The organism is Gemmatimonadaceae bacterium, assembly GCA_035533755.1.
In the GTDB taxonomy this organism is placed as follows: domain Bacteria; phylum Gemmatimonadota; class Gemmatimonadetes; order Gemmatimonadales; family Gemmatimonadaceae; genus JAGWRI01.
On sequence record DATLTC010000080.1, the window covers coordinates 1 to 11,983 of the forward strand.

Here is an 11,983-nt window from a genome sequence, read left to right on the forward strand (position 1 = left end):
CCCGATGTCGTCGGCCGCATCGATCTCCACCAGTACGATCGGGAGGTCGCCCGAGATCCCGTGTACCCAGAGCGCCGCCACGCCCTCCTTGCGCCGCGCCAGCACGCCCACCGGCGCCCGCAACGCCCGATCCGCATACAGAATGGAGCCGCCGAGCGTCTGGAAAAGATGCGCCTCGTCGGGCCCGATCCCCAGATGGTGCAGCTGCACCTGCGCCTGCGTCCAGGCGAGCGTCGCCACCCGTTCGAAGGTCGTCACGTCATGGTACTTGTCCGCCAGATCGAGCACCGCGTTCCGCGACGGCGCCACCAGAGTGGCGAACGCCACGCGCACCGTCTTCCCGGGGCGCACGCGGACCCGGCGCCGGAGGCTGACGATCGGATCGAGCACCGAGCCGACCGTGTTCGAGAGTTCGCGGTCGTCCGTCTCCGCGCTCGGCGCCCGCACGTTGCGCCCCCGCCCCAGGAATTGCGCGCGATCGGTCTCCCATTCCAGATCGGCGATCGTCTCGCCCTCCACCGCGATGACGTGCGCCAGCCAGATCTCGGCTTCTTCCGGCGACCGGCGGCGGCGCGTGGCGAGCAGGGCGTCTCGCTCGGGCACGATCTCGGTCTGGACGAACAGATTCGAGAACGCCGGGTGGCTGGCGTCCGCCGCCGCCGGCGCGAGCACCACTTCGGCGTATGACGTGACCTCGATTTCACGCGTCCGCGCGCCGTGGTTCGTGAGCGAGACCCGGCGCACTTCGGCATCGTCCTCCGACGACACGATCACTTCGAGGCACGTTCCGATCGCGCCGTCGCGGCGGTTGAATTCCGCGCGGTCCTCGGTGAACGACACGTCATAGCTCTCCGGCGCTTGCCCGCTCGGCTGGAACCCCGCCGACCAGCGCTCCCCGGTGGACACGTCGCGCAGCAGGATGTACGACCCGGTGTTGTCGCTGGTCGCATCCTCGCGCCACCGCGTGATCGCCAGATCCCGCCAGCGGCTGTACCCCGATCCGGACGCCGTGAGCATCACGGCATAACGCCCGTTGGACAGGAGTTGGGTGCGCGGCGTCGCGCTGTGCGGGGACGAGAAATGGCGGATGTGCGGCGGGATCAGCTCGCGCACGTTCCCCGCCATGCCGACGGTGTCCAACCGCGGCCGCGCCACCGCAACGTCGCGCGGCGTCCGCTCCTGCAACAGCAGTTCGCTCGCCCGCACGATGGGTTCCGCGTGAAAACGCGCGCGCATCGCGCCGCCGTGCAGCACATTCGCGATCGACACGATCGCCATGCCCTGATGATGGGCCATGTACATGCGCACCACTTCTCGCGACTTGCCCGCCGGCAGGCGCGCCGGCGTGTAGTCCACCGATTCATAGAACCCGTACTGCCCGTCGGCTCCCACGGCGGCGAGCGCGCGAAGGTTTCGCGCCGCGTCCAGCGGAGCGACCATCGCCGCCAGGGCGGAAGCATACGGCGCGATCACCACGTCGTCGGCGAGACCGCGCCGGAGGCCGAGGCCGGGCACGCCGAAGTTCGAATACTGGAACGTCATCGCGAGATCCCGCAGATAGTAGCCGGACTCCGAGATGCCCCACGGCACGCCGCGCTCTCCCCCGTAGTCGATCTGGCGCTGCACCACGAGCCGGCAGGTCTGCTCCAGTAGGCTTCCCACCGGCGAGCGCATGATCAGGAGCGGCATGAGGTATTCGAACATCGACCCCGACCACGAGAGCAACACCGAGTCCTTCCCCACCGGGGTGAGCGGGCGGCCGAGCCGGAACCAGTGGCGCACCGGCACGTCCCCCTTCGCGATGGCGATGAAGCTCAAGAGCCGTGCCTCCGACGCCAGCAGATCATAGCGTCCCGTATCGAGGCTCCCGTCCGCCATCCGGTAGCCGATGGCGAACAGCATCCGCGCCGGATCGAACAGGAACCCGAACTCCATCGCCGTGGCCATCGCGCGCGCTTCGGTGGCGAGGTGCGTCAGCCGACGCGTCAGCGCCACGGCGGCGGCGGCGGAGCGCTCGAGACCCGCGGCGAGCCCGTCGATGTTCCGGAGTCGCATGTCCTTCGCCGTCCCGCTCTCCGCGACCCCCGCCCGGATCTCGGCGAGTTCACGGAGCGCCGCTTCGCAACGGCTGGGCATCTCGGCCAATGACGGCGTCGGCGTCAATCGAGCGATGACCGACGCCGCCGCTTCGTCGATCCGCAACCTGGTCCAGGGGATGAGCGTATCCAGGTCGCGCGCGTGCGTCTGCACCGCCCCACGCAGCGCATTCGCGCCCGCGAGCACCGGCGACCACGGCTTTCCCGCCTCCTTGTCGCCCACGTCCTGCGCGCAGTTCGAAACCGTCCGCGCCGCCGCATCGAGTTCGGTCAGTCGCTCCGCCCACTCAGCCGGCGTGCCCGGCGGCTGGGCGATCACTGCCAGCACCACGTCGAGCGCGCCCTGTAGCCGGCGCCGCTCGGCCACCGCGGCGCTCCGGTCGTTCGCGGTGTCGCGTGTCACTTGCTGCAGGAGGAGGGCGGCATCGGCGATGCCCGACAGGGCCGGCGGTCCGGGCGCCACCTGCTCGATCATTTCCCGACATGCATTGGCCAGCGTGAGGAGCGCGCCGGCAAGATTGCCGCTGTCCACCGAGGAGACGTACCGCGGCTCCAGGGGACGGCCGTCCCGGACATCGTACCAATTATATAGATGCCCGCGATGATGCTCGAGCTCCGCCACCGTGCGCAACGTCGCGTCGATCCGATCCACCGCGTCGAGCGTCCCCACCCATCCAAAATCCCGGGCCGCCACCACCGAGAGCAGGTACACCCCGATGTTGGTGGGCGACGTCCGCTCGGCGATCACCGGGTGCGGCGTCTCCTGGAAATTGTCCGGTGGCAGCCACCGGCTCTCCGCCGTCACGAACGTCGTGAAGTATTCCCACGTGCGTCGGGCGATGAGGCGCAGCGCCCGTGCTTCGTCCGCCGACAGCGGCGCGGTGTAAGGCGCCGTCCCCGGCCGGCTCACCCGGCGCGCGATGGCGGGCGCGAACCCCCACAGCGCCACGATCGGCAACGCCACCGGCCATGCGGCCGGGTGCCACCACGCCACCGCCGCCGCCGCGATCGCCGAGAGCCCGACGCCACCGGCCATGCGGCGATAGAACCCCGCCGTCGTGCGCGGCACGCGCGACTCGGCGTGCACCATCGTCTTCCACTCCAGCATCCGCCCATGCGTCAGATAGACGCGCACCAGCGTTCGGATCACGGCGTCGGCCATCAGCCACGCCTGGAACGCCATCGTCGTGATCGTGAACGCCATCTGGCCCGCGGCATCGCGAAAGTCACGGCTCACCGCGCGCAGATGGCTCCGCTTGGAGATGCCCGGAGCGTGGGGCCACACGCCGGCCAATGCCGGCAGCAGCAGCGGCACCGCCACCGTGGTCAGGACGAACGCCGTCCAGAGCGCGGGCGATGACCCGGGCCACGCCCATCCCACCACCAGGGTGAGGAATGCCGCCGGCATCGACAGCGTGCGCCGGAGATTGTCGATCATCTTCCAGCGATGGATCGGGGAGAGGCGCTCGCGCAGGATCCACGGAAGCAGTTGCCAGTCCCCGCGCGCCCAGCGGTGCTGGCGTGCCGCCGCCGTCAGATAGTTCGCCGGCGCGCTTTCGAACAGCTCGACGTCGGTCACCAGCCCGGCCCGCGCGAACACCCCTTCGAAGAGGTCGTGACTCAGCAGCGTGTTGTCCGGCACCCGTCCGGCCAGCGCCGCCTCGAACCCGTCGATGTCGTAGATGCCCTTGCCGGTGTACGATCCCTCGTTGAACAGATCCTGATAGACGTCCGACACGGCCGACGCGTACGGATCGATCCCCGACACCCCCGAGTACAGCCGCTGCAGCAGCGAGCCCGCGCGACCCGGGAGCGGCTGCGACACGCGCGGCTGCAGCACCGCGTAGCCTTCCACCACGCGCTGCGTCAGGACATCGAGCCGCGGGCGGTTGAGCGGATGGGCCATCGTCCCGACGAGCCGGTTGACGGCGCCCATCGGAAGCCGGGTGTCGGCGTCCAGCGTCAGCACGTAGCGCACCCCGGTCGGCCCGCTCGCCGCCAGGAACGTCGTATCCGTGGCGCCCCGCAGCAGAAGGTTCAACTCGTGGAGCTTGCCGCGCTTGCGTTCCCAGCCCATCCACACGCCTTCGCACGAGTTCCACGCTCGGCGACGGTGAAAGACGAAGAACCGCGCGCCCCCGTCCGGCGCCGGTCCATGGCGGGCGTTCAGCCGCGCGATGCCGTCGCGCGCCGCAGCGACGATCTCCTCATCCCCCGGCATGTGTTCGGCAGGCGCATCCGGCCCATCGGATACCAGCGCGAATCGCACGTCGCCGTCGGCGTTCGCCAGATAATGGATCTCCAGTCGAGCAACCTGCGCCTCCACGTCGGCGCGCCCGCCGAACAGCGTCGGCACCGCCACCATGGTCCGGAACTCCGCGGGCACGCCGGCCGCCCACTCGAGACGCGGCAGGAGGTCGGGCGCCACCACCGTGGTGACGAAGCGATTCACCAGCGCCACCGCGAGATCCGACGCGGGGATCAACGCCAGCACGCCCAACACCCACAGGCCCGCCGCGGGCATCGCCGCCGCCGCGGCCATCAACAGCGGAACGGCAAGGCTCGCCGCCGTCACCACCGCCAGCGAACCCAGGTACCCCGGCGTCGCCGCGGCAATGAAGGCCCGCCGCAGCCGCAGTCGCAACGGCGGGCGATAACCCATGGCACGCTCGAACTCCTGCCGGCCGCCCCCCAGGAGATGGAACCCGGGATCGGCCCGCCGGTCGTTGCCGCCCGCGGCTGCGTCCGGCGGCCGTCCCCGCGCCTCGCCCGAACGCGCCAGCGCCTCCCCGACGATGTCGAGCTCCGTGCGTCCCGATCCGCGCGACAGCGCCTCGATCGCGTGGCGATAGCTGTCGCGGCTCGCGAAGTCCATCGCCGCGAAGTCGCTGCCCGCGCGGAGCGCCTCGTCCACCAGACTCACGCTCTCGAAGAACGCCGTCCAGTCGAGCGCCGACATCAATCGCATGCTGGTGACGATGTTGCGCACCGTCACCGTCATCGCCGCCAACCGCTGGTGTTCCCGGAGCGCAATCTCGTCGGCCGTCGTTCCCTGCGCCGCCAGACGCTGATGCAGCCAGGCGAGCGCCGGCGTCACCGCCGGATCCTGATCGCGCAGCCGCTGCGCCAGTTCCACCGCGAACGCCGTGACCAACCGCGGGCTGTCCGCGCGAGACATCACCGTCGCCACCGATCGCGCATCGCGCCCATTCACCCCGAGCAGTTCGTCCGCCAGATCATCGGCCTCGCGGCGCGCCTCGCGCCCGCGGACCATCGCGTCCGCCAGCCGTCGCAGATTCTCCACCAGCATCACCCGCAACGAGATCGTGACGGCCCAGAGTTCGCCGATCGTGAGCGGCTGGACCTGTTGATACGCGCGCACGAATCGGCGAAGGGTATCGGGATCGAACCGACTGTCCGTGTGCGCCACGAAGGCCCACGCGATGCCGTACACCCGGGGGAAGCCGGCCAGCGGGCCGTCGGCCAGCGCCGGAAGCTCGCGATAGAAGCCCACCGGCAGATCTTCGCGAATGCCGCGCAGCTGCGCGTCGACGATGAAGAAGTTGTCGAGCAGCCACTCGGCGGCAGGCGCGATCCACCGTTGCTCGCGCACCGACTCGGCGATCGAGCGGCTCGCATCGCGCAGCACTCTACCGTTGTCGTCCACCCGCGGCAGGAGCGGTCGCTTCGGCTCCAGCCCGGTCGTCACCTTCTGCGCGGCCGCCAGGCTTCTGGCGTGCTCCTCCATCCGCTCGATGCCGAACAGCTCCGCGCGAATCGGCTCTTCGAGCGGCGGAAGCGACGGGAAGAACAGCGGCAGCGTCAGACGCATGAATCAGCGATCGCCCGGCGTGCTTCCAGCGTCGGCGCGGGCCGGCCCGTCATGCTGGCCCCCATGCGCCCGAGGCCGGTCATCCCTACCTGCATCCGTCTCTCCGGTGGCTGGTTGGCACACCCTCGGAGAGTAGGGCGAACGCGGGGTTCCCGTCATCGCACGAAAGCATGAGTCGCCGCAAATTTGCTACATCTATCCGCCGTGGATTGCGCGGTTTCGCCGGACATCGCGTCCAGCGCCGTGGTGCCGCGACGACTGCCGGCCGACGAACCGGAGGCCCGTATCGAGCACTCCGGTTCGCCGTGTTTCAGCAATACGCCAAGGCCTCAGCCGTTGCCCTTGCGCCCGGGATTGCCGGGAGTGCCGCCATTCTCGTCGTTCGATCCGTTATGGTGGTTGGAGTGGCCCGGATCGCAACCTTCCGACCCGTTTCCAACTCCCTGATTGCACTTGCTCTTGTCGTTGCCGTTGCCGTTGCCGTGATCGTTGCCGCCGTTGACGCCCTCACACCCGGTGACCGCGGTGCCGGTGATCGTCACGCCGGCTTGCGACCAGACGTTCCCGGTAAAGGTGCCGCCAGTGAGCGTGATGGCCGCTCCACTCAGGAGATTGCCCTGGAAGTTCGACGTCGTCATGGTCGTGGCCTCGGCCACCCACCACGTGACGTTGCACGGCTGAGCACCACCGGCCATGACCACCGAGAAATCGGTGCCCGTGAGCGCGCCCGTTCCGCTGGTGCCGATCTTGAACACCCAGGTTCCGTTCGCGGGTCCACGGAGCGTCAATACGCCGGTGAGTGTCGCGGCGGCATCGAAGCAGTACACCCCGGGCGCGAGCGTCACGCCGGACAGCGTGCCCGTGAGCGTGGTACAGACGTCCCCGGGGGCCGGCGCGAGCGCGGCGTACGTGGCCAGGAACGCATTGTACGCCTGCACGGCGGCCGCATCGCCCACGTGCACGGTTCCGGTCACGGGACAAATGGTCTGGGTCACCGCACCGGCGGGCGCGGCGAGGAACGTGCCCACATTGCCGGTGATGGTTCCATTGGTGCAGGTCACCGCGGCGTTGCCGAGCACGGCAAAGTTCGACGTCGCCGCCGGGGCGGCATCACGCGCCGTGGAGAAGCTCGCGGGCGATGTGATGGCAGCCGGCCGGGTGTCGGCGCAGGCGGCCGATAGCAGTGCGAGTGCAACGATGGCACCCCCAGCGATTCTGGAGGGAACAACCGCCTGTCTCAGGCGTGCGGAGAGATGAGGTGTGTCCATGATACGGCATTCCTTGGAGAGTGGATTCGCCGCGCCAGCGGCCCGTTGCAGCACGTGGCTCGGCGACAGTAGCAGCTTATGCCCACACCTTGACGGCGGATATCAGCCAAAGGCATGAGGGGGGACCTAGTGCCGGCCTCACTCCCCCCAACGGGCGATATGCGCGCGCCGTCTTCGGGCCTAAGGTACGAGGGGCAGCAGCCACACCATTCAGCGGAGGCCATGTGCCACGAAGCCCGATTGCACCGGAGATGATGTCGTGAGCGGCAGAGTACGCGTCGCGCGCATGACGTTCGCGCTCGTTGCCGCGTTGCCGATCGCGACGGCTGGAGGGCGCGTACGCCCGGCCGGGCCGGCGCCGATCGCGGTGCATTATGCGGAAGGTTCGGTGCACGGCCTTCTCGCATTGAGCACGGCGGCCGGTGCGCCGCTGGCCGACGGCGACGTGCTCCAGGTCGCGAAGAACGGGGTGGTCACGAGCCGGCTGGTGTTCCATTTCGCCGACTCGTCCTATTTCGACGAATCGGTCACGTTCACCGAAGATGGCGTGTTCGCCATGCAGGACTACCATCTCGTGCAGCGCGGTCCGGCATTCGCCCGGGATCTCGACGCCTCACTGTCCCGCTCGGGCAAGTACCTCGTGACCACCAAGTCGCACAAGGACGGCAGCGAACGGCGATATGCCGGGACGCTGTCGCTCCCGAGTGACGTCTATGACGGGATGGTGATGATCATTGCCAAGAACATCTCGCCACGGGATACCACCACCATCCACATCGTGGCATTCACGCCCGCGCCCCACGTCATCAAGCTCGAACTCGCGCCGTCCGGTTCGCAGCGCGTACTGCTGGGCCAATACGCGGAGACGGCGGTGCGATTCGAGGTCAAGCCCGAGCTGGGCTTCTGGCTGCATCTGGGCGCCAACCTCACCGGCCAACTGCCGCCGGACAGCAACGTCTGGATCATTCCCGGCGACGCGCCCGCGTTCGTGTGGTTCGAAGGGCCGCTCTACACGGGGCCCGTGTGGCGCATCGCGCTCGCCAGCCCCGCGTGGCCGCAGTAGCGGCCGTCAGAGGCGAAGCGTCGGGCCGACACGAGCGCGCCACGTTCACCCGCGGGGATCGTCATGCGGCGCGCGGGCTGACCCCCACGCGCTAACCGCCCACTCTGCCGGTGTGGTCGGCGCCACTCTCGGCATGTCGGCCAGGATGATTCCTGCCAGGACGAACCGCGTTCGGACCTCGGGATGCCGGCTCACGGTCTCCCGCGCGAAATCGGCCGCGGCCCATGGCAGCGCGCGATGGATCGCGTACGCCAGGCCCGCCCAGATCACCGTCGCCACTGGCAACCATCGTACCGTGTACGCGCCGGCGACGAGTTCCAGCACCGCCAGCGCCCGGAAGAACCGGATCGTCCACAGATAGCGCGGATTGAACGTCCCGAGCAGGTGGATCGCACCCAGTGCGCGATCGCAATCCACGGCGAGCGGCGGCGTCATCTGAGGATACGTGCGGTACCGGCCCTCACTTCCATCCGGCCGCGCCGCCACCACATATCGTTTCTGCAAACCGCTATCCTCTCGGAATACAGGATGTAATTCGTCCCGATGCGGACCACCTCGGCGTGCACCCAAGGGAGTCGCTGACCCACGCACAGCCCGTCGCCCGCCTGGCGCCATCGCTCAGGCCAGCGTCCATCGACATAAGAGTCTCCAGAAGGGCCGGCCTATCGTAGAGCGGGGACCGGACATTGTAAGTCAGGGACAACCCTACGCGCCGCGCGCACTGTGACGCCCATCACGGGGCGGTTCATCAGGTGCCAGCGGACGCATCGCCGACATGCCAGACTGCTAATGCTAATGCACTGGCGGCGATTGTGGCAGCGATCTAGGATACGGTTGCCGTGCACGGGGTCCGGCCATGCGGGTCATGGTCTCCCATCTCGTGATGTGCGCGCAGTTACACCATCTTCTGCCGGATGCCCTCGATGGACCCCGTTGGAGACTCCCCGCCTGTTCCGCTCTCCTTGTTGACCATGGTCTTGGCGTCCGCTGAGCGGCTGTTGGGCGCCACCGATCTGCAGGTGCAATTCCGGCCAATGGATCCGGATCTCCCCCAACTTCGCGTGGCGTGTGCGAGTGCCGCGACCCCAGCCAATGGGTTGATCGCCACCCTCCAAGCAGGAGCGACCGGGTTCGACGTGACATTCGTGCGTTCCGGTTCCCCGACCACGACCCTGGCTGCCCCGGCGTGGAACGCGCCCATGGCCGGCGGTGGGGATACCGCTCCCATGCAGCGGGTGCGGGACGTCCTGCAGGCCGCGCGCCGCCGGGCCGCCGATCTTGCGTTCGCAGCCTTCGACTTCCAGCCGCACGCCGTGGTGGATGTCGGAGAATGGCGCTTCGACACCAGCGATCACACGTGGACGCGGACGGTGGTGTTGCGGAACTCGGTATTCCCGGAGCAGCCCGGGGTTGCCACGACGTTCGTGGTCCACTTCAAGGATCGGACCGCGACGGTGGAGGAGGCATCCATTCTGGCGCGGCATCTCGCGGCGTCGTAGTGATGGAACCGGTCGTGCGTCACGACTGACGCCAACAGCATGGCGGGCCGCAGCAGTCCCTATGTCATGGGACCGGACCTCACAGTCGGGATTGATGACGTTCATCCGGTCCTTCAGCGACAGGATGAATCCGCCGTCGGCGGTACCAATCTCCAGGAGGCGTGCCGGAAGCGTCTGGAGGAGAAATGCCTCCCACACCGCCAGGTACGCCTCGACCTGGTGGGCCAGCAGTTCGCGATACCTGGTCCAGCGTGTGACCGCCATCAACCGCGCCTCCTCGAAATCTGCGTTCCCCACGCAAAACAGCAGCGTCGTGCGACCACGGCGCCGACCCTGGTCGCGTTGGCATACGATCATCGCGTCACGCGGGCAGACCCCGGTACTTGCCGGTCCTCCTGATTGGCCGCACCTTCCCCCACCATCGTTCGCGCCGCGCCTCGTCCCCCCCCAAGACCAGAGGCCGTCCGGACCACTCGGCGTGGTCAAGCCGAAAGAGGCTCTTCAAGAGGGGGACATCTGTCATGTTCACAGCGCGTCGACTTCTACTCCTGGCCTGTCTGCCGCTGGCCCTTCCTGTGGCGTCCGGTGCCCCCGTGCCGCCGGGCCACCTCACGGGCGCCCTGCGCTGGCGCAGCGTGGGCCCCTATACCGGCGGGCGCGTCACGACCGTCGCCGGCATCGCCGGCGAGCCCAATGTCTTCTATATAGGTATGGCCGGCGGGGGGGTCTGGAAGACCGACGATTACGGCCACAGTTGGGAGAGCATCTCCGACAAGGGCTTCAAGACCGGCAACATCGGCGCCATGGCCATCGCGCCCTCCGATTCGGACGTCATCTACGTGGGCACCGGCGATTCCGCGCCGCGCAATACGGTCCTGACCGGCGAGGGGATGTACAAGTCCGCCGACGGCGGCAAGACCTGGACGTACATCGGCCTGGGCGACACCCACATCATCACCTGGATCGTCGTGGATCCCACCAACCCGGATGTCGTCTACGCCGCGGCCCTGGGCCACCTGTTCGCGCCCAACGCCGAGCGCGGGGTATTCAAGACCACTGATGGCGGCAAGACCTGGAAGAAGATCCTGTTCGTCAACGACAGCACCGGCGCCAACGCGCTGGCCATGGATCCGTCCAATCCCAGCGTGGTGTACGCATCCATGTGGCAGATGTCGCGGAGCCACTGGACCTTCTCGAGCGGCGGGCCGGGCAGCGGCATCTACAAGACCACCGACGGCGGCGCCACCTGGACCAACCTCACGCACGCCTCGGGGCTGCCCACCGGCATCTTCGGCAAGGTGGGCCTCGCGGTGGCGCCGAGTAGCCCCAACACCGTGTACGCGCTGATCCAGGCGAATTACAAGGACCAGGCGGGCGGGCTATTCCGCTCCGACGATGCCGGCCACAGCTGGACGCTCGTCAACAACAGCATGGATATCACACAGCGCGCGTTCTACTACATGAACGTGTACGTGGACCCCAAGGACGCCAACACGATCTACCTGCCCAACGTCGGGGTGTACGTCTCGCACGACGGCGGCAAGACGCTCGACCCGCTGCGTCCGCCGCACGGCGACAACCACGTGTTCTGGATCAATCCCAACGATCCGCGAATCTTCATCGAAGGGAACGACGGCGGCGCGACCGTCACCCTGAACGGCGGCAAGGCCTTCAGCTCGGAGAACAACCAGCCTACCGGGCAGTTCTATCACGCCAATCTCGACGATCAGTTCCCCTTCCATATCTACGGCGCGCAGCAGGACCGGAGTTCGGCCGAAGCGCCGAGCGCCGTGCCCGCGGGATCCATTCCGCCGGTGTGGACGAACATCCAGGGCGGCGAGATGAGTTGGGTCGTGCCGGCCCCCGGCCAGCCCTGGATCACCTACGGGAGCGGGTATTACAGCATCGAGTGGCGGGAGAATCGCCGCACGGGGCTCGTCACCAACGTCAGCCCCTGGCCGGAATACAAGTTCGGCCTCGCGGGGTCCGAGATCAAATACCGCTACGGCTGGAACCATCATCCCGTGGTGTTCGCCTCTCACAATCCCAATGAGCTGCTGATGGGAGCGAACGTGCTGTTCCAAACCCTCGATGACGGCACCCACTGGAAGGCGATCAGTCCGGACCTCACGCGCAACGACAAGAGCAAGGAGGCGCGGCCAGGCGGCCCGATCAGCGCCGACGTCACCGGCGAGGAGATGTTCGGCACCATTTCGTCGATCGCC

The 11,983-nt window shown here is 68.2% G+C and carries 6 protein-coding genes; 3 read left to right on the forward strand and 3 right to left on the reverse strand.

Annotation, left to right across the window (positions count from 1 at the left end; genetic code table 11):
* Together VNE60_11700 and VNE60_11705 are read right to left on the reverse strand one after the other, a co-directional pair.
* Positions 1-5,928 (reverse strand): glucoamylase family protein (locus VNE60_11700; GenBank protein HVB32183.1); only part of this gene is annotated, 5,928 nt, incomplete at its 3' end.
* A gap of 329 nt (positions 5,929-6,257) precedes the next feature.
* Positions 6,258-7,250: an ice-binding family protein gene (locus VNE60_11705; GenBank protein HVB32184.1), complete on the reverse strand. Its 993-nt coding sequence runs from the start codon at positions 7,248-7,250 to the stop codon at positions 6,258-6,260.
* Between the two features lie 205 nt (positions 7,251-7,455).
* Between VNE60_11705 and VNE60_11710 the strand changes: the two genes are divergently transcribed.
* Positions 7,456-8,259, forward strand: coding sequence for a hypothetical protein (locus VNE60_11710; GenBank protein HVB32185.1), 804 nt, complete (start codon positions 7,456-7,458; stop codon positions 8,257-8,259).
* A gap of 45 nt (positions 8,260-8,304) precedes the next feature.
* On the opposite strand, the gene VNE60_11715 is transcribed toward VNE60_11710, so the two are convergent.
* Positions 8,305-8,694, reverse strand: a complete 390-nt coding sequence (locus VNE60_11715) for a hypothetical protein (protein ID HVB32186.1) — start codon at positions 8,692-8,694, stop codon at positions 8,305-8,307.
* Positions 8,695-9,485: 791 nt separating this feature from the next.
* Between VNE60_11715 and VNE60_11720 the strand changes: the two genes are divergently transcribed.
* Positions 9,486-9,758 carry a hypothetical protein gene (locus VNE60_11720; GenBank protein HVB32187.1) on the forward strand — a complete coding sequence of 91 codons (273 nt, stop codon included), beginning with the start codon at positions 9,486-9,488 and terminating at the stop codon, positions 9,756-9,758.
* 575 nt (positions 9,759-10,333) lie between these two features.
* Positions 10,334-11,983, forward strand: a 1,650-nt coding sequence (locus VNE60_11725) for a glycosyl hydrolase (protein HVB32188.1), incomplete at its 3' end; no start/stop codon positions are given.

Excerpts from the sequence above, each read along its gene's own strand:
- VNE60_11720 (HVB32187.1), top strand. The coding sequence starts at position 9,486 with ATGCAGCGGGTGCGGGACGTCCTGCAGGCCGCGCGCCGCCGGGCCGCC.
- VNE60_11715 (HVB32186.1), bottom strand. The coding sequence starts at position 8,694 with ATGACGCCGCCGCTCGCCGTGGATTGCGATCGCGCACTGGGTGCGATC.